Raw genomic sequence first — 21,456 nt, 5'->3', positions numbered from 1 at the left:
TCCTTTTTAAGAAGTAGATCCCCAAGTGAGGATGGGCTTAATAACCGCCTTAACCTGAGAACGCTTTATGAGGCCAAAATACCGCGCATCAAAGGACAGATCGTTTTGGTCGGTCATCAGCAGTAATTCAGAATTCTTTAATGGGTATTGGCGAAGAGTCAGTTCGGGCAATGGCCGCCCCTGCTCATCTGTTGGATACGGAACACTATGTTCTACGAACCGATTGTTTACCCAGACACCCCATGGATTGATGGATACGACATCATTGTGCGAAGCTAGAACACGTTTCATCATGTAACCAAAGCCACCAGAACAAAAACCAGAATGGATATATCCCCGTTTTAATGCTTTTTGGAAGATGGTTTTTTGTGGTGGACAAAATAGAACGTACTCTCCTTTTTGAATGGGGTGTTTGGTTATCCAATAAAGCCCTAGTGGAATACTTCTGGAGGTATTAAACCGAGCGCCACTGATAGTGAGAAGTCCAGTTAAAAAAATGAAGCTTAAGCTTGCGATGGCCACCATCATGCTTGCTTTTTTTGCCAGTCGTTTCATAAATGAATTTCCTCATTTGTACTAAGACTCTGACGCAAGGTATCGCTTATTGCGGGAGGGGCAAGGGCTGCGCGAGCAGTAAAAACAGGATCTTTAAAGTACAAAGGCTGCTTACCATAAATCATAGGAAATCCGGCCATATAAACCACCATGTCCCCCGCCTGCTCAATCAGACCCATTGAATTTTTTTTAGGTCCAGGAAGGCGTAAACATTCATCGGCAGTTAATAATGGACGTTGTACTTCGGCAATAGTGCGTGATACTTGACTTAACATAAGTCCCGCACGTCGGCCGCTGGTGGTGATTTGCTCTTTAATCACGGTTGTAAGTCCCGTGAGTTTTGATAGATGCTCAGCAGTTTCAAGGCGGTTAGGAGGAAATGCATTTTGAATGTGACAGTTAGAGGTAATGGTTTCATCAGGACCATAACCCCTCTCACGGCTTTTGAGTTGATTAATGTCCTGGCAAATCAGATAAAATTTAATGCCGTAGCCTGCAACAAAGGCAAGAGACTCTTGCAGAATATCGAGTTTTCCAAGGCTTGGAAATTCATCAATCATGCCTAAGAGTCGGTGTTTGTAGGTTTTTTTGGTACGCACCGTGTGTGATGGTTCAGGACGCAGAGTACAGCGCACTAAAAATCGTTGCCAGAATGAGGTTTCAGGAAGGAAGCGCTCAAACTCCATTTTATCTGCCAGTAAACGTACGCTCATATTGATGAGTACGCGAACTAGCGGCTGCAAACGTGCCTTATCGTTTGGTTGGGTGACAATATAAAGGCTTACAGGTTGGTCATGGTTCATTAAGTCTTTGATGCTAAAATCAGATGCGCTAACATTTCGTGCAACAACCGGATCGCGATAAAGTGACAAATAGGATTTTAAGGTGGATAATACTGAGCCGGCTTCTTCTTCGGGCCGGTCAATCATGTCTCTAGCGGCTGCATGAATGACTGGGTGAGTGACGTTATTTTGATGGGGATATTGCGTCATTTCTTTCAATAAATCTGAAACGCTGAGATGGGTATCCGCCAACATGCGGTCGATGTTTGGGAAATGTGCAGGAATTGCCTCATTTTTTAGTTTGTATAAGGCATGAAGAATGAGACCAACTAATAAGGCTTGAGAGGTTTTTTGCCAATGAGACTCAAGGCCTTTGCCATCAGGATCAACAATCAACGTTGCTAAATTTTGGACATCACCCACTTCATATTCTGTCCCAATTCGAATTTCATCCAGAGGATTCCAGCGGGCAGAACCCTTTAAAGAAGCTGGCTCAAAGCGAATGACTTTATTATTCGCGTGATTTTTTCGCCATCCTGCGGTCATCGCCCAAAGCTCCCCTTTTAAATCGGTAATGAGTGCGCTGTGAGGCCAGGACAGTAAAGTAGGCAAAACTAACCCCAGTCCTTTTCCTGAGCGAGTCGGGGCATAAGTCAAAATGTGCTCAGGTCCATTATGGCGTAAATAGTGGAGCTGGCCGTTTTTATCTTCCCAGGCTCCTACATAAACCCCTTCCTCGGTACCTAAAAGACCTGATTCAATAATGTCTTTTCGATTGGCCCACCGGGCTGAGCCATGCAAATGTGCATTGGTTGTTGATGAGTTTTGCGCCACCCGCTTCAACATGGCACACCCTATTAAGCCAACCGCTGTGAGCATGGCACCCAGACTTCCTGCGGTGGTAAACTGCTGGGGATAAAGTACATATCCTTGTTGCCACCAGGTAACAATTGACCAGGGTAGATAGACATGGTTCCATGAAGCACCTAAAGCGTCTTGATAATCAAAAAGATAAGCAAGGTATTGAGTGGCAGCTTGAAGGCCAGTCGCAAGGGAGGCGATTGCTAATAAGGGTATTGATTTGCTGTGTCGTGCTTGGTGATTCCTACCTTCTGGACCACTTTTATACTGGCTGTGTTGTCTCATGAAAAACCTCGCATCGGGTTTGATGTATAAAAGGCATCTAATGCCTTTAGTGCGTTACGATTGACGTAAACCGTCTCACTTTTAGTTGGTTTATTCAGCGGTTGCGGTACCGCTATGCTGGTATGAATGGCTCGTAGTGGTGCACTACCCGGTTGGGTCACGCCATAGGTTGGAAAACGCACCTCTAACCATTGCCCCCATTTGGCTGCTTTTTTAATTAAATCTTCCCTATAAATCTGGTTGTATTTAGGGGTTCTGGAATGATAGTTGGCAGCCCGGGTCCATAAGTCTTGAGAGTCATGACGCAAATGCCCACGCAAGCGCCAAGCGGCTAAATCAAAGGAATAACAGCCTGGTTGTGCTACGTCGTCCGCGGTAATGCCGTACTTTTTTAAATCTTTAAGGTAGGTGGTATTAAATTGCATGGAGCCGACATCAAAGGTCCCATTGCTGTTTTTAACCCACTGTTTCGGTGTTCCCCCTTCTTTTTCAGCAACAGCCAGAACGATGTTCGCAGGCACTTCATATTTCACGGCAGCCATAATGGAGCACACCACGCGCTCTTCAATCTGTGGAGGTAAATCAATCGCTATCATTCATCCCCCGCATCAATACGTGGAGATTGATTGACAAAATGAGCTACTTCTTCATTCTGACTGGCTATGCTCACCACGTTACCTGCACCTAGACTGTCGCCACTAAAATCAGGAGCGCTGTCATTACTGGCATCTTTTGTCATTTGAACCGTGCTCTCTCCACCTGAGCCGCTATCGTTCATGTCATTGATGGATTGTGCGACCTGTCCACCAAAGGTTTCAGAAATCCGGGCGCAAGCGGACTCTTTCATGGAATCGAATTTATCTTTGACCGTTTGAGCTGCCCCTGATGCTAATTGAGATCCCATAAGCGCTGCCATTCGACTGGCACCTCCCATGGCGCTTGCCAGGCTCCCACCTGAAAGTCCTGAGGAACTACCGCCTCCTGATGAACTGTCTGCCATAGTGCTTTGAGCGGCTTGAAACGCTGCTTTTAGGGCAGATCCTCCTCCTGCAGCGCTTGTAGCCGCACCCATTGCCGAAGCTGCAGCACCGGACGCCATGGCTCCGGCCATACCAGCAGCACCAAGTGCAGCCCCAAGCCCAAACCCACCCATACCGCCGCCACCGCCTCCTCCACCGCTTACAATGGCGGCTAATTTAGACGGGATTTTATCCATAAGAAGTAAGAGAATGATGGCCACGACTAACATCACCAGCAGTTCTTTAAAGGCCATGTCATTACCCATGGCAGCGTAATATTGATCGATAAAGGACTTGCCAATTCCGACTAAAAGAACCATGGCAAACATCTCTACACCTACGCCTAAAACCATCTTGTAATAACTAATCGCAATGTCCTGAGTCCAACGACCACCACCAAAACCTAATAAAAACACCCCGCCATAGGCCAGAATCCATCCGGTAATCAGGATGATTAATAAATTGATACTGACTAAGGCCAGCACGATAAGAATCACGGTGGCAATTAATAAGCCCACAGTGGATGTGGCGGGAGACCAAATGGATGATTTATCAACTACCTTGGATGCAATATCAAAACCTATGTCAATAATTCCTGAAGGGGAGACCACTTTATTAAGTCCAGAGGCTTGTGATGCCATCATTCGACACGAATCCATAATGGCCGTTGCAATCGCAGGACCATTTCTTAGAATCCACAAGAAAAAACCCGTGGTTGCAAAAAAGCGTACGGTTTCAGCAAGAAATTCGCCAATATCCGCTTTTTTTAAAGCCATTAACCCGTAAGTCCATACCATACTGATTAAGGTTAATCCCCAAAATAACCAGGTGCCCAATTCAACCAGTCGCTTTCCCCACCCTGATGCAGTATTTGCAAAACGTACAAGAATGCTGTCTAGGAGATCGGCATTGTTTATTCCAAGAGATCCTGCATCTGCTGAGTGACACATCAGCGTCAAAAAACAGATGAATGCACTTGAGGCAAAAAATTTCTTCATGCTCTTACCACTCCATCCCAGAACTTTTTTTAAAACTCCCCTGGCGAAAACACGCATCTGCTATTAGGGTTTGCTCGGCTTTAGAACACCCTGTTGGAGAGTCCTTGCACGTTAGTTCGGTTGCAGGTTTTGGTGGTTGGTCGCAGCTTGTGAGTAGTCCTACCAGTAACAACGCCATTAAGTGTGATTGATTCATGTTTGTGCTCCTTTTGAATGTCAGTGAATTACCAGGTTTTTCCTGAACTTTTTATAAAACTCCCTTGGCGGAAGCGCTCATCTCCTGCAGCCTGCATCGCTTCTTTATCTGCGATGGCCGCAAGGCGTGTCGCTTCTGCATTTTGTGCTGCCACCATTAATCCTCTAATTTGCAGTAGTTGGTTGGTTTCAGCGCTCGCCAATTGGTTTGCCGCTTGAAGGGCTGCCATTTGCCCTGGGGCACCTTGTGCTTGTTCTTGTAAACGAGTCAATTGACGTGCATCAGATTTCATGGCTACTTCTTGAAGTTCTAAGCCCCGTAACATGGCGTCATTGGCTCGTTTTTGAGCTTCTGAGGCATTTGCTTCTTGTTGCAGTAACGCATTAAGCTCTGCTTCACTGCATTGTCCTCCATTAAAACAAGGCATGTTTCGGTAATGGTTCTCGTCCTGGTATCGGGATAAATATTCATTCATGCCGCCTGCTTGCTGTTTGTAATAGTTCAGCGTATCTATGGAGTTGACTAGGTTATCCATGGTGTTGGTGGCTTCATCCCAGGTGAATTTATCCAGATTTTTAGTATTTTCTAACATGTTTTCATATTGGCTTAATTGCGTTTTATATTGTTGAAGTTGTTGTGATGTCTGAGTCACGCTTTCAAGTAAATTAGTAAAATCAATGACTGGTAAATTCGCATAGACCGCTTGAACCAGGATGATCGCGGTAACTGATGTCCTAACCGTTAAAGAGAGTATTTTTTGAATCAACATGGTGCTATCTCCTTAATGCTAATAATCAAATGATTGATAAGGTTTGGTGAAGGTCATGTCTTTGACCACGATGACATTAAATTCATAGCCTGGACGAATCTTAAGGCTTGGCGCTATATTTAAGTTTTTCGCGATCATTTGGGATGTAACCTGCCCTAATTCCTGGCCTAATGCGGCACTCATCACAGAGCCTGCAGTGGGTTGAGCGGGTTGGCCAAATGCCCCCGTCTGTGTTGGGTTTTGGCTGTAGGTGATGCCAGCAACAACACCTGACATGAGTAAAGCCGAGCCAAACAAACGCACGTAATGGTTATTTACCTGGTCATGAAATCCTGCATAACCTGCGCTATCGCCACCCGGCATGGAACCTATATCTAATGCTTTGCCATCAGGAAAAATCAAGCGCTGCCAGGCAATCAACACGGAGCTTTGCCCATAGGACACTTCATTTGAATACATCCCTATGAGGCGTGTTCCTTGCGGGAACAATAAGTATTTACCAGTGGCAGTGTCATAGACATTTTGCGAGACTTGACCAATGATTTGCCCCGGTAAATCAGGTTTGACACCACTAATCATTATTCCGGGAATCACAGCCCCTGCTCTCAAAACAAAAGGTGTACTCGGTGCCTCCACTGTAGAGTGAAGCTCCCATCGGTCGGAAAGATCGCCTGAATTTTGCGATGGGTTTTGAATCAGATGCATCCCCGCATCCCCCTCATGGCCTCCCATAGCAGCGCGTATTTGCTGTAATCGTGCTTGATATGAAGCAGTAGGATCTCCTGAATTAAGAAGTTCCATTTGACGTTTAAGGGCTGCCAGTTTTGACTGGGCATCATCCCCTGCATGTTGCGTTTTGAACGTTGATGCAGTGCTCAGTTGATCGGGAAGTGGGATGCTCATTTTTGCTTTTACCGCATCCTCAAATTGTTCCATCTTTGCCATCTTGATGCGATCGAGATCGGGTGAGGTCAGCTCACCAGAACGTATCGTTTTTGGACGTAAAATAGGAGGTTTATTACGGATAACGGGTGGGTTATCTGGATTATCGACTAAGGCCACAGGCAGTGCCAGGCTGGTATTCACCTTCTCAATCGGTTTGGCGGGCATAATAATGCCTCCTGCACGCCCTGCTACAATCTCAGCTGCCATTAATGAAGAATCCATATGGCGCTCTACAGGAATGGGATCTTGCTTTGTTGGGTGTTGTTGATTGGCGCGCTTCATGGCGACGAAGGCAATGATGAGTACAAACAGCGCAAAAGCTGCGATAACAAGGATTAGAGGAAGATTATTGACTCGACGTACCCCGTTTTGGTTTAAAGTTCCAGGGGATGCATTAGGTAACATCAGATCATCATTTTTTTTCATGGTGTTTACTCCTTTCGAACCCAAAACCCTAAAGGGGTCAATGTGCCGTTTTTAATTTTATAAGCGCGGCTAAGAGACTGTTGCCCCACTATGAGGGTGACTCGATATAAGGTTCCTTTGATGGGCTCATCGACTACGTAGTACAAAGCCACATTTTGTGATCCTTGAGAGCTTGCTCCATGACTTGATGATTCATTGATGCTGTAGCCTTTTTGTCGTAAGCCTTCAATAAGCGACACACCAAAAGAGTCTTTAACGGACTGTTTGAACTGAAACCGGGTTCGAGCCGGAGGATAAAGAGCTACCAGACGATTGATGCAATCTTTGGTTATTGCTTTATTTAGGGTCACTGGAGTTGGTGTAAAGCTCCCTTGTTGGACTGTGGCACATCCTAAAAGATTAAAAGTAAGCAGCAGGATAAAGGGTAGTTTGAGTCTCATTATTTTCTCCTGGTGATAGTGATTTTTTCTTGGTTTCGGCCAACACCGGCAATCAAAATGGCTTTATCAAAAACGGTGTCTACAATAAACCGATTGTTTTGTACCCGATAATTAACCATCACCGTTTCAGCTTTTTTAAATAATCCCCCATGGCGCAAAACCAGCAAGGTGGGCGCTTGTGTTTGTTGCATCGCTTGAGGCATTTCAATGATGGTTTTGACCCCATCATTAAATACCCGAGTGGGTTTCCAGCGGGTGTTACCTGTGATGCAATAGTTAAAATTCAAATTACCTAGGTATTCGCCGGTAAGGGGTATCGTGTTGTTATGACGCTCAATGGTTTCTTTCACCCGAATGGCATCCCATTTGGCTTGGGCATCTTCCGGGTAAATAAAGGACACATAAGGCATAAATTGTTTGCGAGAAGAGCGAAGACGTAAGTGATAGGTTCTTCTGTCGGTGGTGACTACTAAAGACGTATCAAGACCCACATCAAGCGCTTTAATCAGCAAATGCAATCGTTGGGCAGGACCAATTCCGGTGATTGCAGGCTCCACAAGAAAGCGTGGATCGCCTACATTGAGGTTATTCACCTGCTCACCAGGCTGTAGAGCTACGTCACAGACTTGCAGTACGGCACATAAGATTTGGGTCTGGCCTGAGCCATAAACAAAAGCAATGGACCCATCTCGAGCCGTAACTGGTTTGCTAGTCGCCATTCCAGTTTGCCATTTTTTACCAATGGAAAGGGCTGATTGTTCCTGTGGGGTGAGCTGAACCACTTTTTTAGAAAAATAGCGATCGGCTATATCCTCGGAAGCGCCAGCAAGTGCCACAACAGGGACACACATTAATGCAAAAAGCAGTTGTTTCTTCATGAGATCACCTTAAGTTAAATTTGTTTAGACCAGTTAAAATCACGAATATAGAGAAAATGCGGGTTACGCAGCGCCTCAATGTCCGTGGTTTGGCTGGTGGGTTCGTTTTGATAAATAGAGACGATTGCCCGCATTAAAGTAGGTTTTGTCTTTTGTGAGCCATCACGGCTTCTTACTGTTTCTAACCAATCCACTTGCCATGATTCTTTTGATTGCTGTAATACAGAGCGGATCTCAATACTGACGGTTTCATTGGCTGCACGATTAAAAGGATTCACCTCTTTGTTGGCGTTTAAGTATTCATTGGCTTTTAACGTTGCAGGGTCTTGTGCATTTAAAAAAGCATACGTTTGCAACACCGCTTTTCGTTGTAAATCCGCATCTGCAGTGACCAGGCGAATGTGTTCAATAAACTGAGCTACGGTGGTGCGGTAATCATCGGTTTTTGCATCAGGTATGCGGTCAGCACGGGTGATTGAAACGGTATTGCCCGAAGAATCTTGTTGAAACACTAAAGGAATGAATTTTGATTGGTTGCCGATGTAAATCATGCCACCCACGGATGCAAGGCTAATCATGAGTGAAGTAATGCCTACCACCTGCCATACTTGAAGGGCAGACATCACTCCTGCTACATGCCCATTCCAGGTTCGCCTGGCATTTAAGTAGGGATTATCATTCGATTGCATTAAGTTTTTAGACTGTTTGTTGAATCCATTAAAGCTTATTTTTTTGAGCATATTCATGCAGTAACCCCATAATCGTTAAGAGCCAATCCTTTGGTGCGTAGCCATTCATGCACCCAATTGGCCTTGTGTGTTTTTTCTAATTGTTGAATCATGGCTATGGACTCCTTATCGGTGGCCCCAACAAAAGAAAGTGCCAGTGGTCCCAGTGCCAGACTGTATAAACGACGGCCTTTTTCACTGACGTAGTAGTAATCTCGTTTAGGAACAGCACTGGCAATAATGTCAATTTGAGTTGGGTTAAGTCCCATCTGGGCATAGGTTGCAGCAGATTCTTGAGCACGTGCATTAGGATTAGGTAGAAATATTTTGGATGCGGTGGATTCCACAATCACTTCAAGAATTCCTGAGTTGACCGCATGGGACAGATGTTGGGTGGCCATCAGGACACAACAGTTTTTCTTGGCCATGCTGTCGAGCCATTCGGCGATTTTATTGCGAAATACCGGGTGAGCTAACATGAGCCACGCCTCATCAAGAATAATGAGCGTCGGACGACCATCCAGAGACTGTTCAATACGACGAAACAAATAAAGTAATACAGGAAGCGCAAATTTTTCGCCTAAATTCATCAACTCCTCAATCTCAAAGGTCATAAAATCAGAAAGACCAAGACCATCGGTTTCCGCATCCAACAAATGCCCCATTAATCCATCAATGGTGTATTGCTTTAGTGCTTCTCGAATGATTTCATCTTGAATCGTAAGACAAAACTCCGATAGGGTTTTGGAGTGGCTTTGATGCATGTTCATGATGGCATAGCCGATTTCATTGCGTTGAGCAGGCGTTGTCGTTACTCCGTTTAATGCCAAAATGGTATTAATCCACTCCATAGCCCAGGCTCTATCTGCTTTAGTTTCTAAAAACTGTAACGGTGCAAAAGCCAGGCGCTCATTTTTTGCAGCAATCGTATAGTGATTTCCGCCAGCACCAAGGCATGCAGGAAACATTGACATTCCCTTATCAAATGCATAGATGCGAGAACCTAAATAACGGCGCCATTGCAAAGCAATGAGACCTAAATGTGTTGATTTACCTGAACGGGTTGGTCCAAACATGATGGAATGACCCAAATCACGGACATGCAAATTGAGGCGAAATGGAGAGTTACCACTGGTTACTCCATGCATAAGAGCGGGTGAGCTTGGAGGAAATAAAGGGCTTGGTGCTTCATTTTGACCGGTCCAAATGGTACTGGTCGGAAGTAAATCAGCCAAATTCATAGTGTTTAACAAAGGTCTTCGGACGTTTTCAACGCCATGCCCTGGCAACGTCCCCATGAAGGCATCCATGGTATTAATCGTTTCAGTGCGGGCGCTAAATCCTAATGCGTTGATCGCTTTTTCAATGTGACGTGCGGCGCGCTCAAGGCTTGCTCTGTCCTCACTCATCAACACGACTACACTGGTATAATAACCCTGAGCCACCATGCCGCTGTTGGTTTCAGCTATGGCATCTGAAGCATCCTGTACCATGTCCATAGCGTCTGTATCAATGACCCCCCTATTCGTATTAAATACCTGATCGAAAAAGCCCCGTATTTTTTGCATCCATTTCTTTCGATACTTCTCAAGGTGTGCAACGGCTTCATGGTTATCCATAAAAATAAAGCGTGATGACCAACGGTACTCAATCGATAACTCCGCAAGAGTGGTTAAAATTCCAGGATGAGACTCCAAAGGAAAACCTTCAATGGCAACGCATTGAATAAATTGTCGCCCTATCTTTGGAATGACACCGGTCCATAGCTCTTGCCCACCAATCACCGCATCAAGATACATTGGGTTACCAGGCAGAAGAACTGGGTGATTAAGGCCTGTGACACAAAATTGAATCCAACGCAGGAAATTGTCGTGCATCACTTCACTGCCGTCTTCTTGCAGAACTTTTTCGCTACCCAATCGGGTTAAAGACACTGCACCAAACAAACGTGATTCTATGTTATGGCACTCTCGTTTAAACGACTCGATGAGTTGGGTGGTTTGAGCATGGCGGTTGGGTTTCTCAGCATCGTCATCAAACATCAACTCCACAAATTGACGTTGCGCAAGCTTTGGCGGAAACCAGGTCACGGTAAGGATAAAAAACCCTTCATAAAGCGTCCCTAAACGCTCAAAATGGCGACGTCGCTCTTCATCAACAGCTGCGGATAGTGCATCAGGGAAATGAGATTGGGTTCCTTCATTGTAGCCAGGTGCTGCCCGGCGTACTGCATCCACATGAACCATCCAACCACTGCCAAGAGCGCTGAGAGCCTGATTGATGCGAAAAGAAACCAGTTCTCTTTGATGATGGGTGGCACTCGCATTGTCCTCACCACGGTAGAGCCAAGCGGCCATGAATGCCCCGTTTTTTCCGACAATGACCCCATCATCAACTAAGGCTGCGTAATTGAGTAAATCAGAAAGCCCCGCCTCTTTTTGCTGATGTTTTTTAAGACGAAGTTCAGTAGAGGATTTGCGAACTGTTGCAAATAAAATCCAAATAAGCGCAATACTCAATACCGAAATAAACACTAGGATAAATTCAATCATTTATATTGCCTCTCCTGGGACCCAGTATTCACCCGAAATGGAGTGGAACGTGCTGGGTAATAAGGTTGATAGCGACGCTGGCGTAAATAAACAAATCGCAGTTGTGGGTCGGCTTTGGCCATAAGTCTTAACATCCAGAGGGATAAAAACCACAGCCCAATACCCACAAACAACGCAATCCAGTCTTGGGTAGCAAATACGAGGATTGCGGCCAGTAGGCCCGAGAACATCACCAGTTCTCGGTCGCCACCCATAAACAGATTGTGACGATTTCCAGCACGTCGAATGGGAATGGAACGCAGGCTCATGATGCAACCCTTATACTGTGAACCGAATGTGAACCAATTTGCGCCCCTTTTCCTGTAATGGCTGAGAGGGTGTTTTTTGCAGCAATGATGAAAGCAAGGACCAACACGATAAAAATCAACGAGCGCATAAAGCCATTCATATCGCCACCAAAAATTAACGCAGCACCTGCGGCAACAAGACCTATAATAGAAACGGAGAAGGCAAAAGGTCCTGTAATGGAATTACTGATTTTTGTAAGCCAACTATCAAAAGGCAACCCTCCTCCACTGGTGCTTGATGCAAAAGAAGGCTCGGTTCCTAGTAAGAGCAACATCATTAAGCCTAAGGCAATGAATACTTGGGGTTTTAAAAACAGAGCGTGTTTATTCATTAAATAATTCTCCTTATAAAGTTCGGGTAATGTAGTGGCCGTCGCTAAAGCCTGAAACTTCTAAGAGTTCTTGCACGCGACGACCATCCTGAGTTCGGGCGATATGGACTACCAAATGAACTGCCTCGCCTATGAGCGGTTCAATGTCTGCAGGTGCGGAAGGATTACGCGTAATGAGTGATTTTAAGCGCGTCAAACCTGCGGCAGGGTTATTGGCGTGAAGAGTGGCCGCCCCTCCTTCATGCCCGGTATTCCAGGCATCCAGTAAATCCAGGGCTTCAGCGCCTCGAACTTCTCCTACTAAAATTCGGTCCGGGCGCATTCTTAAGGTTGTTTTAAGCAGCATGGTCATGGTGACTTCAAGGGTTGTGTGGTATTGCACGCAGTTTTCAGCGGCACATTGAATTTCACCGGTGTCTTCGATAATAAAAACCCGCTCAGTTGGATCGAATAAAACCATTTCATTGATGATGGCGTTGACCAGAGTTGTTTTACCGGAGCCTGTGCCACCAATAACAAGGATGTTTCGATGGGTTGCAATGGCTTTTTTAATAGCCTCACAGTGCTCTTTTGACATCACGCCAGACAAAACGTATTCATCCAGCGAAAAGATGGATAGAGCTTTTTTACGAATGGCAAAGGTTGGCGCATGAACAACAGGAGGAAGCTGGCCTGCAAAGCGTGAGCCATCCAGTGGCAACTCCCCTTCTAGGGTTGGTTTGAAACGGGTAATTTCCTTACCGTGAAAACCCGCAATGGTTTTAATAACCGATTCAGCGCGACTTGCTGACATGGTTCCAATGCAGCGCATTTTTTCGCCCAGCCGTTCCTGCCAAAGACGTCCATCCGCATTGAGCATGATTTCCACTGTTTTGGGATCGGCTAGAGCATTCTCAATGACAGGCCCCAAATCGCGGCGCAATTTTTCTTTAGCACGGGTTTTAACCGTTGACTGTTCTTCATCATTGTTCATCTTTGAACCCCTTCATTCATGTCCTCATTCCTTTTTTAAAGTCAAAAAATCCCCATCAGATGATAAACATCCGATTTTTGATTTAATTTTGCTTAATTAGTGCAAAGGGTTATTTGCACTTCATTTAGAGCTACATCACTTAATGAGCAGTGTATTGATTAGACTCTGTTCGTTTTAATGGTGTTATTGGCACGCCATTGCCATTTACAGTATCCTCCGAATCAAGGCGCATTGTTTTTTCTTTCTGAACCTTTAGATAGATTTCTTGGCGATGAATTGAAATATGGTCAGGGGCATCAAAGCCTAAGCGAATTTGATTGCCTTTAATTCCGAGTATCGTAATAAATACGTCATCACCTACTACTACTGTTTCACCTATTCTGCGCGTTAAAATGAGCATGGTTTTTCCTTAAGTTTTTTAATGGATTTGGTGTGTTTTCTTCTGTGAATTAATTTCAAAGCCCAAGGCTTCACAGGCAAGCCTTGCCTGGATTGCAATGTGCCAAAAATCAGTGTCATTACTTTCTTGATACGCCAAGGTTAACGATTCAGAGCAGGCGCTTAGAAGGCAATAGAGTTCTTCTTTTGAAAAGAGCTTTAATTTTGGTATCTGTCTCATGATGCAATTCCTAGTCGTTGGCGCATTAAGTTTAAGTGTTTTGTTGCAACGTCTTTTGATTGAGGTTTAGGAAGCATTACCCCTTCTTTAATTTCAGGAACACTATGCCCTTGGCGCACTAAGTGGCAAACTTGCTCATAGGCTTCCTTAAACACGGCAAAGGACTCCCCTTCATTTATTATTTCTAAAAATTTATAACCCAATTTTTTGGCAGTATATTTAACAACTATATGACTCCATTGTGGGTTGGTAGTGTAGGCACGATTTAAAACTTCTCTATGAGCCTCAGCGGGCTTCGGCATACGCAACTCACTATAAAAACCAAGGCATAACGCGCGAAATTGCAGGCAATTTGGTGGAAACTCACAAAACTTATCGCCTTTACTCAATGTCATTAATTGCTCCACGCCACTGTCTAATGCACGAGGTGTTAAATCTTTAAGTGCAGCAAACCAAACGCCCGTATCCTTAACCCCATGCTTACTAATAAAAAGCTGTCCGTAGATTGCTGTCAGTTTCATCCATAGGCTGGACAAGTGTTCCTTCGATAAATGCACAGGAGTTGAGTTCACTGCCTGAGGTGCCCCAGAGTGATTCGATTGAAATGCCATGCTGCTGGCTGACTCGTTCAAGTGCTGTTGGGTTAAGACTGCTTTGATTGGTACCACGCTCATTGTGATTACTCCTTAATTGTCCTTGTGCCTTTTGTTGTTGTTTTTGCATGTATTGGGCATCTCGTTCCAGCCAGGTAATGAATACTGGATTAAAATCAGCCCATTGGGTGTTTAGTTTTTTGTTGTGTTTGATGAACGCCTGAATTTCCGTGAAATCCGTCACCTTGGTGAGTCCCATGGACAAAGCCAGTTCAATGGTTTTTGTGTTGGGGTAAAAGTCGTCGCTAATTTGTTTTTTGCTGCAAGAAAAATCATTGCTCGCAGTTTGAGTTTGTTTGTTTGAGTTAGTTATATTAAATATATTATTATTCTTTACAGCGGAGTCATCTGTGTACAGCTCTGTGTACAGCTCCGTGTATTCCTGTGTGTTCTCAAGCGATTTTAATTCATCATTTTTCTTAGAATTTTCAAGGGTCTTAGATATGGATTGTTCATCCCTGCGCTCTGTGTACTCTTCTGATTTCTCAAGAAAACCAGCATAAATCTCTGGTAATTTTGGGAACTGAAATTGTAGTTTTTGGCCCTCACTAATAACTTGAAAATCTTCGGGACATTGTTTTTCAATGGATCGCAAATAACTTCGAATTGTTTCTTTTTGAGGAGTTCCTGACTCAGTTCTTCCAGGAGCTTTGCTGATAGTTAACAAATCGGCAATGTCACGGTAAGTAATACCAGTAACTATTCCTGTTAGCGGATTTGCTAGCGTTATAAGAGACTTTATTAAAGTTGTGTGTGCGTGTAATAACCCTTTAAATCTATTCTCAATATTTATTCGTGCTTGTTGATATGGTTCAAAATAATTCACATCAAATTCCCTTTCCCCGTACTATAGAATAAAATATTATCTATTAATGGTTAAAAAGTCAATGAAAATTTAACCATTATGGTTTTTTTGATATGATCAAATTATCCATTAATTTGTGAGATATAAAATCTATAATTGTTTTAAGGTAGTTTTAACGATGATTTTTTAACTCCATTGGTATACTATGTTATTTATAAAACAACCAACTTAGTTATTTTTATAATATGAAAAACTCGTTACTCGATAACCCATCTAGTGCAGAATCACGAGGAAAAAGAATAAGATTTGTTCGTGACCATCTTTTATCTCTTACTAGGAATGAATTCTGTCAAGATAGCGATATTACTTCTGCAGCAATCAAAGGATGGGAATTGGGCTGGGGAGGGGGATTAACTCAGCAGGGGGCTGAAAAAATCGCTAAACGTGCTAAACAACTCAATGTGTATTGCTCAGACTCATGGCTCATGCATGGCATTGGGCGAGAGGCTATTCATTTAACAAAAGATTTAGATATACAAGAGACCGATGAAAATCATATCGCTAAAGAATTACTGTTATTTAGCGAACTCCATAATTCTGTTAATGCTATTGTTAAAGATGATGGAATGACCCCCCTTTTATACCCAGGCAATTATGTTGCAGGAATAATATACAATAAAATTGAAAATGCTATTGGAAAAGAATGCATTGTTATTGATGATAACAATGATATATACATCAGAATTCTGAAGCCAGGTAACGACCAAAACTTATTTAATTTAGTTTGTCTCAATCAAAATCCAAGTCTTGTAAAAAAAGAAATTAAGAACATATCTGTAAGAATTGCAGCCCCCATCATTTGGATACGTAGAGTTTTTTTAGAGAGCGACTCTTGATGGAACAATATAATAAAGACATTTTAAATCATCCAGATTTTTATATAGTTAAATTCACCAAAAATTTAAGTATGCCTTATGTTCTTCTTATTCATGGAGGTCCTGGGTTTAATTGCGGAACTCTAGAATATCTTATTGATAATAATAAATTATTTAGTTCGCTAAACTATAATATCATATTATATGATCAACGAAACTGCGGTAAATCTAAGAAAACATCTATGGTCGTTTCGCATCAGGATAATATAGAGGATTTACAAAGAATAATTTTATATATAACAGAATTTTGTGAAATTGAAACGCAAGCTTTAATTGGACATAGTTATGGTGCAAAATTACTTTTTGATTACTATAAAAAATTCTCATCATTTATCCCAGGTGTTTTTGTCTCTACAGCCAATTCTATACTTACTCCTCGACTAAATAACTTGATGCTTGATCTATCCTATTTAAAAAAGAGTAATTTGGTTGAATATAATAAATTATTCAATGTAATAAATGATCTTGATCTTAATAAAATATGGGAAGTATCAGAACAATTAACACCTCTATTTCAAGAAAACGAAGATAGGCCATACTTGTACTGGGCAAATTTAGAGTGTTTTCATATGGTTCAGGAAATTCAAAAGCGCATTCGACTTCCCACAGATACAGAAACGTTCATTAGTGTAAGAAAAGATCTTTATTCAAGTGAATTAAATTTTCCAGTTGATATTGATACGCTTGGTATCTCTAAATTATGGATAAATGGTTTTCATGATTTTGTTATGAACGGACATGAAGCAGCGTTGTCAAAAAATAAAAATATTTTAACTTTCTATAAATCTGCTCACTATCCACACATAGAAGAAAATAATCATTTTAGTGAGATTTTAAATGAATTTCTCAAACATTCTTAAAATTATTGTCTTAATATTTTTTTTATCAGTATGCCCTGCTGTCATGGCTAATAATCAAATTAAAATATGCTTAACAGGGAGAGTTGTTGAAAACTTAAAATCCTATGGCCAATCATTTGAAAATGCTGCGAATCTTGCTTTAGACCAAGGTGAAAAATTTGGTAAAGTCGAGATTAAAAATTATTTTTACAATAATAGGCCTCTAGAGCCAATGCATGCGTATAAAAAAATGGTAAGTGAGGGCTGTTCAGCAATTATTGGATTTGAATATCTTTCCGATCTTTTATTGGCAATTAAAGAACAGAAAAACAATAAGATACCAATATTTACCTCGTATGCCAGCACTACTGAAGTAGATAAATTGCCTAATAATGTATTTATATTTATGCCAAGCTATGATTCCCAAGCCAAAGAAATGTTAAATTATTTACGGAACAGATTTAATAAAATAGATGACGTATTATTAGTTACAGAGATTAATCGTGATGAAATGTTAAAATATAAAGAGGTATATTCTGATGTCTTAAATAAAGAATATATTAAATATGACACATTCGATTTTTTAGAAAATGATAAAGAAATTTTAAATAAGTTACATACATTTTTAAATAAAAAGAAATATAACTATGTTTTTCTATTGTCGGGTGCAATCGCATCAGCAAAGATTGCCGATGCTATGAATAATCAAAATACAATATTTATCGGGACAGAGAACTTTGGGTCATCAGTAAGTCCAACTTTTTTTATGCGGCTTAATAATAAATTGATCCAATCGTATTTTATTCGCAACTTAGATTTCATAAAACCAAGCCCTGCTTTGCGGGCATTTGAAAGTATTTATACTAAAAAATATCATGAACAACCTACAATATTAGCTGCATATACATACGATGCGATGCGAATGATTTTAAAAGCATTTAAGGTGGTAGGTTTTATTGATACACATAGTATATCTCAGATTAATTATAACGGGATCACCGGGGCATATATCAATAATGGTAAATTCCATCGTTCGACAAATTATATAATTTTGTCTGTCAATAAAGATGGATATAAATATGAAAAATAAAAGCCAGTCAATAAAAACTATATTTATAAAAAAAATGGCATACTCAGCATTTATTCAGTTTTTTGTTTTTGGATTGATTTTGCTACTGGCAAAAGAGTATTTTGATAATAGTCAGATAGGATCATTATCGAAAAATTTAATTATAAATGACTCATTTACTACGGATGAAATCGGAAGATATCAGTTGCTGAATAATAAACACGCATTAGATTTGGCATTGTACAACTTAGAAAATGAACGTAAATTAGACTCAATAAAGTTTGTCTCCGCTCAAAAACCATTGGAGAATCTTGGATCTTGTCAGTCAATTAGTGGCAATATCCATACAATTTGCAAAGCGGATAATGGTCAGTTTTCCGGTATAACTGCAATTAAAAAAGATGACCAAATACTTGGATATGTGATATCAAAAAAGCAATATAACTCGATTTTTTTAATACCTGCTTCTCATGGTCTTTTATTGATTTTAATAACGGTTATTGGAATATTTCTTTTTAATTTTTTATTTCTATTCTTATCTATGAGAAAGACCATTGCAAATAGCACAGGATATTTACTTGATTTTATTTCTTCACATCAAAATAATAATGCCACTGAATTTTCGAAAGTAGATATTGATGAGTATAGACAAATAGCAACTAAATTTATTGAGGAACATAGCCAAACATTAAGCTTACAAAAGGAAAAGGCTTACTATGATGCAAGAAAAAAGATTGCTGAGCAAGTTGCTCATGACATCCGGTCACCATTAGCGGCAATTAATACAGCTTTATCTGATGTGACTTCAATTTCAGAAAATAAGCGTATTATGATTAGAAGTGCAGCTAAGAGAATTAATGATATTGCGAATAATATACTATCACAGTCAAAACATAATTCTTCTGAGTTGGGAAGTAACGATTTAGATAGAAATATATTACCTGAATTAATATTTGTTGTTTTAGACAATATCGTTTCTGAAAAACGGTATGAATATCATAACTCAAAAATTGACATCCAATTAAAAGTATCACCATGTTGCTATAGTAGTTTTTCTAATATTAATCTAGTTTCTTTTAAACGAGTATTATCAAACCTTATAAATAACAGTATTGAAGCTATTGATTGTAGTGGGTTCGTGATTATTTCCCTCCGATGTGATAATAACCAGGTTGAAATTACTATTGAAGATAACGGATGTGGGATTCCTTCAGAAATTCTACCCCAAGTAACTGAGCAAGGATTTAGCTTTAATAAAAAAAATGGTGCTGGTTTTGGTTTATCCTATTCTAAAAAATACATAGGATTGCTTAATGGAAAAATAGAACTTCATTCAGAAGTTGGTATAGGTACAAAAGTTACAATTTTTTTACCTCGCTCTAATCCCCCTGTTTGGTTCTGTGAAGCATTATTTATTAAAAATCAATCGGTAATTATTGTATTGGATGATGATCCATCAATCCATGATGCATGGAATGAAAAATTTATAGGTTTTTCTGACTTTAGGATAGTACACTTCTATAATGCATCTGATTTGACATTAAAAAAAATAGAAGAATTAAAACCTGATATGTATCTAATTGACTATGAGTTACTTGCAGATAATAAAAACGGATTGGACGTTATTGCTGATCTTGAATTAAAAACCAAAGCTTTTCTAGTAACCAGTTGTTTCGAAGACTTGACTGTACGCAATCGATGCAAAAAACTTGATGTTCAAATTATACCAAAACCATATGTTCCTTATATTAAGATTAACCTCTGCCATCAGCTTTTAAGTAACGCACCCTTCGTTTTTATTGATGACGATGAAATGATGCGAACCACTTGGGCCTTTGCCGCAAGTGATGCGGGTACACAAATCGCGCTTTATTCCTCCATGGATGAATTCATGAGTGTAATTAATGATTATACCAGTGATACAATAATTTATATTGACTCAGATCTTGATAACAATATCAAAGGGGAAATTGAAGCTAAAAAGCTTTTTGATCTTGGTTTCACGGAAATTCATCTAGCTACAGGACATTCTCCGAAGCGGTTTGAAAATATGCCTTGGTTAAAGTCTATTGTTGGGAAGTCGCCACCTTTTTAAAGAAGAAATTCCTATGAATTTAGAAGAAAAAAATAAGCTAATTCACGATGTTACGAATTCATTCGTAGTTATTAAAAGCATATCAAAATCAGCATCTAATTTTGTTAATAAAATCTTAGAAAATGATAACTCCCTTAGTGTTGCTCAAGCCGATTTATTTAAAAACGCAATGTTATCCCTTCAAAAAGAGATATCTAAGATTGAAATTATATTTCACGATAATTTTGATAAATGGTAGAAGTTCATTGATATGAAACCACCTTGTCCCAATGAATTGAGTTGGTTAAATTTCCTACTACGATACTAAAATTGTAATTATCATCTAATTTTTGGGACTCAAAAATATATTTTTTCCATTCAACCAGGTCTTCTTTATATTCATTTTCTGAAAACAAGAACAATATATTTTCTTTTTCTTTTATTTTTTTGATCAGTTCATCTGGAAAAGAATAATCTTTTAATAAATCAACTTGACTGTTAATTTTATCTTGATCTGATATGAGCAACCACGTTGGTTTACCATCTCTTGTCAAAAACAAAAAACTACCCAATCGATCAATAAGATAGTATTCAATTGCGTTATTTTGTTTAATAATTTTATTAAACAAATCTTTGAATGAATCATTATTTAATAAGGATTTTAATGATCCACCACCATAATTAAGAGAATCACGTGAAAAATTAATAAAATATTTATTTGTTAACTCATTAATATAGATTTTCAATTGTTCAAATAAATTAGCATGTGTCTTTAATATAAATTTATCTATAATCCCATCATTAAACGCGTTGATTGCAATATCACTATCAGCTTCGGCTGTTAGTAGTATCTTATATATGTTTCTATCACGTAGTTGTTTACAAAATTCAATACCATTAATATTGGGCATTGAATAATCAACAACTAATACAGCAACATTATTAAAACGTGAAGGTTCATAAATCATATTAACCATGTTGAATGTTGTTGTTATAGAGTTGCCATTTAGATCTAAGTTATTATTCTCTTTTTCCATTGCTGTGAATTGAAATATGCTTTCGTTACTATTTTTGCATTGCTCCATCGCGCTATCTGGGTTCGTAAACATGAGTAGATTTTCTTGTTCGTACAACTCTAAAGCAACAGCATCTAGAAAAGCTTGATTATCATCAAGAAAAACAACTTTAGTGGGATGATAGAAACTCATTATACTAGTATTTAATACATTCATATTTTTTCCATTTACATCTAACGTATAAACCAACTGTTAAGATCTTATTGATAATTCTTCTATAAGGCCTACTGCTCCGGAACTTGCGCCCTGACGCAAAAATTGCTCTCAAGAGATTTATTTTAAGAAGTTGTACTATTATAA

Annotated in this window: 24 protein-coding genes; 5 read left to right on the top strand and 19 right to left on the bottom strand. The window is 40.3% G+C overall.

Annotated features, from left to right (window positions below; genetic code table 11):
- Nucleotides 1-6 precede the first annotated feature (6 nt).
- The 18 genes from traF to Lqua_RS14750 all read right to left on the bottom strand — a co-directional run bounded on the left by traF (nucleotide 7) and on the right by Lqua_RS14750 (nucleotide 15,184).
- Nucleotides 7-555, bottom strand: coding sequence for a conjugative transfer signal peptidase TraF (gene traF / locus Lqua_RS14835; protein ID WP_058475067.1), 549 nt, complete (start codon nucleotides 553-555; stop codon nucleotides 7-9).
- Nucleotides 552-2,483 carry a type IV secretory system conjugative DNA transfer family protein gene (locus tag Lqua_RS14830; protein WP_058475066.1) on the bottom strand — a complete coding sequence of 644 codons (1,932 nt, stop codon included), beginning with the start codon at nucleotides 2,481-2,483 and terminating at the stop codon, nucleotides 552-554. Before Lqua_RS14830 ends, traF begins: the two co-directional genes overlap by 4 nt.
- Nucleotides 2,480-3,079, bottom strand: coding sequence for a transglycosylase SLT domain-containing protein (locus tag Lqua_RS14825; protein WP_058475065.1), 600 nt, complete (start codon nucleotides 3,077-3,079; stop codon nucleotides 2,480-2,482). Before Lqua_RS14825 ends, Lqua_RS14830 begins: the two co-directional genes overlap by 4 nt.
- Nucleotides 3,076-4,500, bottom strand: coding sequence for a P-type conjugative transfer protein TrbL (trbL, locus tag Lqua_RS14820; protein WP_058475064.1), 1,425 nt, complete (start codon nucleotides 4,498-4,500; stop codon nucleotides 3,076-3,078). Before trbL ends, Lqua_RS14825 begins: the two co-directional genes overlap by 4 nt.
- 4 nt (nucleotides 4,501-4,504) lie before the next feature.
- The gene (trbK, locus tag Lqua_RS14815; RefSeq protein WP_058475063.1) at nucleotides 4,505-4,696 is read right to left on the bottom strand and encodes an entry exclusion lipoprotein TrbK; all 192 of its coding nucleotides are present in this window, start codon (nucleotides 4,694-4,696) and stop codon (nucleotides 4,505-4,507) included.
- A 28-nt stretch (nucleotides 4,697-4,724) separates the two neighbouring features.
- A complete protein-coding gene (trbJ, locus tag Lqua_RS14810; RefSeq protein WP_083501359.1) occupies nucleotides 4,725-5,465 on the bottom strand; it encodes a P-type conjugative transfer protein TrbJ in 741 nt (246 codons plus the stop codon).
- Nucleotides 5,466-5,483: 18 nt separating this feature from the next.
- Nucleotides 5,484-6,836 carry a TrbI/VirB10 family protein gene (locus Lqua_RS14805; RefSeq protein WP_058475062.1) on the bottom strand — a complete coding sequence of 451 codons (1,353 nt, stop codon included), beginning with the start codon at nucleotides 6,834-6,836 and terminating at the stop codon, nucleotides 5,484-5,486.
- A 5-nt stretch (nucleotides 6,837-6,841) separates the two neighbouring features.
- A complete protein-coding gene (locus Lqua_RS14800) occupies nucleotides 6,842-7,276 on the bottom strand; it encodes a hypothetical protein (protein WP_058475061.1) in 435 nt (144 codons plus the stop codon).
- A complete protein-coding gene (gene trbG / locus Lqua_RS14795; RefSeq protein WP_058475060.1) occupies nucleotides 7,276-8,154 on the bottom strand; it encodes a P-type conjugative transfer protein TrbG in 879 nt (292 codons plus the stop codon). Before trbG ends, Lqua_RS14800 begins: the two co-directional genes overlap by 1 nt.
- Nucleotides 8,155-8,168: 14 nt before the next feature.
- Nucleotides 8,169-8,900, bottom strand: a complete 732-nt coding sequence (locus Lqua_RS14790; RefSeq protein ID WP_083501358.1) for a VirB8/TrbF family protein — start codon at nucleotides 8,898-8,900, stop codon at nucleotides 8,169-8,171.
- Nucleotides 8,897-11,434 (bottom strand): VirB4 family type IV secretion/conjugal transfer ATPase, encoded by a 2,538-nt coding sequence (locus Lqua_RS14785; RefSeq protein ID WP_058475059.1) that lies wholly within the window; start codon nucleotides 11,432-11,434, stop codon nucleotides 8,897-8,899. The genes Lqua_RS14790 and Lqua_RS14785 overlap by 4 nt, the downstream gene beginning before the upstream one ends.
- Nucleotides 11,431-11,742, bottom strand: coding sequence for a conjugal transfer protein TrbD (locus Lqua_RS14780; RefSeq protein ID WP_058475058.1), 312 nt, complete (start codon nucleotides 11,740-11,742; stop codon nucleotides 11,431-11,433). The genes Lqua_RS14785 and Lqua_RS14780 overlap by 4 nt, the downstream gene beginning before the upstream one ends.
- Complete coding sequence (locus Lqua_RS14775) at nucleotides 11,739-12,113, bottom strand: TrbC/VirB2 family protein (RefSeq protein ID WP_058475057.1); 375 nt, start codon at nucleotides 12,111-12,113, stop codon at nucleotides 11,739-11,741. The genes Lqua_RS14780 and Lqua_RS14775 overlap by 4 nt, the downstream gene beginning before the upstream one ends.
- Before the next feature lie 13 nt (nucleotides 12,114-12,126).
- Nucleotides 12,127-13,086 (bottom strand): P-type conjugative transfer ATPase TrbB, encoded by a 960-nt coding sequence (gene trbB, locus Lqua_RS14770; protein WP_058475056.1) that lies wholly within the window; start codon nucleotides 13,084-13,086, stop codon nucleotides 12,127-12,129.
- A gap of 139 nt (nucleotides 13,087-13,225) precedes the next feature.
- Entirely contained in the window at nucleotides 13,226-13,486 is a 261-nt protein-coding gene (gene csrA / locus Lqua_RS14765) for a carbon storage regulator CsrA (protein WP_058475055.1), read from the bottom strand.
- A gap of 18 nt (nucleotides 13,487-13,504) precedes the next feature.
- On the bottom strand, nucleotides 13,505-13,705 hold the full coding sequence (locus Lqua_RS14760; protein WP_058475054.1) for a hypothetical protein: 201 nt from the start codon (nucleotides 13,703-13,705) through the stop codon (nucleotides 13,505-13,507).
- On the bottom strand, nucleotides 13,702-14,226 hold the full coding sequence (locus Lqua_RS14755; protein WP_058475053.1) for a hypothetical protein: 525 nt from the start codon (nucleotides 14,224-14,226) through the stop codon (nucleotides 13,702-13,704). Before Lqua_RS14755 ends, Lqua_RS14760 begins: the two co-directional genes overlap by 4 nt.
- Complete coding sequence (locus tag Lqua_RS14750; protein WP_058475052.1) at nucleotides 14,189-15,184, bottom strand: hypothetical protein; 996 nt, start codon at nucleotides 15,182-15,184, stop codon at nucleotides 14,189-14,191. Before Lqua_RS14750 ends, Lqua_RS14755 begins: the two co-directional genes overlap by 38 nt.
- A gap of 224 nt (nucleotides 15,185-15,408) precedes the next feature.
- Here Lqua_RS14750 and Lqua_RS14745 point away from each other — a divergent pair, with 224 nt between their 5' ends.
- Genes Lqua_RS14745 through Lqua_RS14725 form a run of 5 tightly spaced genes read left to right on the top strand, consistent with a single transcriptional unit; the run spans nucleotide 15,409 to nucleotide 20,339 of the window.
- On the top strand, nucleotides 15,409-16,059 hold the full coding sequence (locus tag Lqua_RS14745; protein ID WP_058475051.1) for a hypothetical protein: 651 nt from the start codon (nucleotides 15,409-15,411) through the stop codon (nucleotides 16,057-16,059).
- The gene (locus Lqua_RS14740; RefSeq protein ID WP_058475050.1) at nucleotides 16,059-16,958 is read left to right on the top strand and encodes an alpha/beta fold hydrolase; all 900 of its coding nucleotides are present in this window, start codon (nucleotides 16,059-16,061) and stop codon (nucleotides 16,956-16,958) included. Before Lqua_RS14745 ends, Lqua_RS14740 begins: the two co-directional genes overlap by 1 nt.
- The gene (locus Lqua_RS14735) at nucleotides 16,936-18,027 is read left to right on the top strand and encodes a type 1 periplasmic-binding domain-containing protein (RefSeq protein WP_058475049.1); all 1,092 of its coding nucleotides are present in this window, start codon (nucleotides 16,936-16,938) and stop codon (nucleotides 18,025-18,027) included. The genes Lqua_RS14740 and Lqua_RS14735 overlap by 23 nt, the downstream gene beginning before the upstream one ends.
- A complete protein-coding gene (locus tag Lqua_RS14730; RefSeq protein WP_058475048.1) occupies nucleotides 18,017-20,101 on the top strand; it encodes a hybrid sensor histidine kinase/response regulator in 2,085 nt (694 codons plus the stop codon). The genes Lqua_RS14735 and Lqua_RS14730 overlap by 11 nt, the downstream gene beginning before the upstream one ends.
- 13 nt (nucleotides 20,102-20,114) lie before the next feature.
- Nucleotides 20,115-20,339, top strand: a complete 225-nt coding sequence (locus Lqua_RS14725; protein WP_058475047.1) for a hypothetical protein — start codon at nucleotides 20,115-20,117, stop codon at nucleotides 20,337-20,339.
- Nucleotides 20,340-20,343: 4 nt separating this feature from the next.
- On the opposite strand, the gene Lqua_RS14720 is transcribed toward Lqua_RS14725, so the two are convergent.
- Nucleotides 20,344-21,312, bottom strand: a complete 969-nt coding sequence (locus Lqua_RS14720) for a response regulator (protein ID WP_058475046.1) — start codon at nucleotides 21,310-21,312, stop codon at nucleotides 20,344-20,346.
- Between the last annotated feature and the right edge of the window lie 144 nt (nucleotides 21,313-21,456).

Origin of the sequence: Legionella quateirensis (assembly GCF_001467955.1) — a bacterium.
In the GTDB taxonomy this organism is placed as follows: Bacteria; Pseudomonadota; Gammaproteobacteria; order Legionellales; family Legionellaceae; genus Legionella; species Legionella quateirensis.
This window is presented reverse-complemented; position numbering and strand designations above follow the sequence as displayed.

What these genes read in the sequence shown, in the direction of transcription:
- traF (WP_058475067.1), bottom strand. Translation starts at nt 555, where the DNA reads ATGAAACGACTGGCAAAAAAAGCAAGCATGATGGTGGCCATCGCAAGC.
- Lqua_RS14830 (WP_058475066.1), bottom strand. Translation starts at nt 2,483, where the DNA reads ATGAGACAACACAGCCAGTATAAAAGTGGTCCAGAAGGTAGGAATCAC.
- Lqua_RS14825 (WP_058475065.1), bottom strand. Translation starts at nt 3,079, where the DNA reads ATGATAGCGATTGATTTACCTCCACAGATTGAAGAGCGCGTGGTGTGC.
- trbL (WP_058475064.1), bottom strand. Translation starts at nt 4,500, where the DNA reads ATGAAGAAATTTTTTGCCTCAAGTGCATTCATCTGTTTTTTGACGCTG.
- trbK (WP_058475063.1), bottom strand. Translation starts at nt 4,696, where the DNA reads ATGAATCAATCACACTTAATGGCGTTGTTACTGGTAGGACTACTCACA.
- trbJ (WP_083501359.1), bottom strand. Translation starts at nt 5,465, where the DNA reads ATGTTGATTCAAAAAATACTCTCTTTAACGGTTAGGACATCAGTTACC.
- Lqua_RS14805 (WP_058475062.1), bottom strand. Translation starts at nt 6,836, where the DNA reads ATGAAAAAAAATGATGATCTGATGTTACCTAATGCATCCCCTGGAACT.
- Lqua_RS14800 (WP_058475061.1), bottom strand. Translation starts at nt 7,276, where the DNA reads ATGAGACTCAAACTACCCTTTATCCTGCTGCTTACTTTTAATCTTTTA.
- trbG (WP_058475060.1), bottom strand. Translation starts at nt 8,154, where the DNA reads ATGAAGAAACAACTGCTTTTTGCATTAATGTGTGTCCCTGTTGTGGCA.
- Lqua_RS14790 (WP_083501358.1), bottom strand. Translation starts at nt 8,900, where the DNA reads ATGAATATGCTCAAAAAAATAAGCTTTAATGGATTCAACAAACAGTCT.
- Lqua_RS14785 (WP_058475059.1), bottom strand. Translation starts at nt 11,434, where the DNA reads ATGATTGAATTTATCCTAGTGTTTATTTCGGTATTGAGTATTGCGCTT.
- Lqua_RS14780 (WP_058475058.1), bottom strand. Translation starts at nt 11,742, where the DNA reads ATGAGCCTGCGTTCCATTCCCATTCGACGTGCTGGAAATCGTCACAAT.
- Lqua_RS14775 (WP_058475057.1), bottom strand. Translation starts at nt 12,113, where the DNA reads ATGAATAAACACGCTCTGTTTTTAAAACCCCAAGTATTCATTGCCTTA.
- trbB (WP_058475056.1), bottom strand. Translation starts at nt 13,086, where the DNA reads ATGAACAATGATGAAGAACAGTCAACGGTTAAAACCCGTGCTAAAGAA.
- csrA (WP_058475055.1), bottom strand. Translation starts at nt 13,486, where the DNA reads ATGCTCATTTTAACGCGCAGAATAGGTGAAACAGTAGTAGTAGGTGAT.
- Lqua_RS14760 (WP_058475054.1), bottom strand. Translation starts at nt 13,705, where the DNA reads ATGAGACAGATACCAAAATTAAAGCTCTTTTCAAAAGAAGAACTCTAT.
- Lqua_RS14755 (WP_058475053.1), bottom strand. Translation starts at nt 14,226, where the DNA reads ATGAAACTGACAGCAATCTACGGACAGCTTTTTATTAGTAAGCATGGG.
- Lqua_RS14745 (WP_058475051.1), top strand. Translation starts at nt 15,409, where the DNA reads ATGAAAAACTCGTTACTCGATAACCCATCTAGTGCAGAATCACGAGGA.
- Lqua_RS14740 (WP_058475050.1), top strand. Translation starts at nt 16,059, where the DNA reads ATGGAACAATATAATAAAGACATTTTAAATCATCCAGATTTTTATATA.
- Lqua_RS14735 (WP_058475049.1), top strand. Translation starts at nt 16,936, where the DNA reads ATGAATTTCTCAAACATTCTTAAAATTATTGTCTTAATATTTTTTTTA.
- Lqua_RS14730 (WP_058475048.1), top strand. Translation starts at nt 18,017, where the DNA reads ATGAAAAATAAAAGCCAGTCAATAAAAACTATATTTATAAAAAAAATG.
- Lqua_RS14725 (WP_058475047.1), top strand. Translation starts at nt 20,115, where the DNA reads ATGAATTTAGAAGAAAAAAATAAGCTAATTCACGATGTTACGAATTCA.
- Lqua_RS14720 (WP_058475046.1), bottom strand. Translation starts at nt 21,312, where the DNA reads ATGAATGTATTAAATACTAGTATAATGAGTTTCTATCATCCCACTAAA.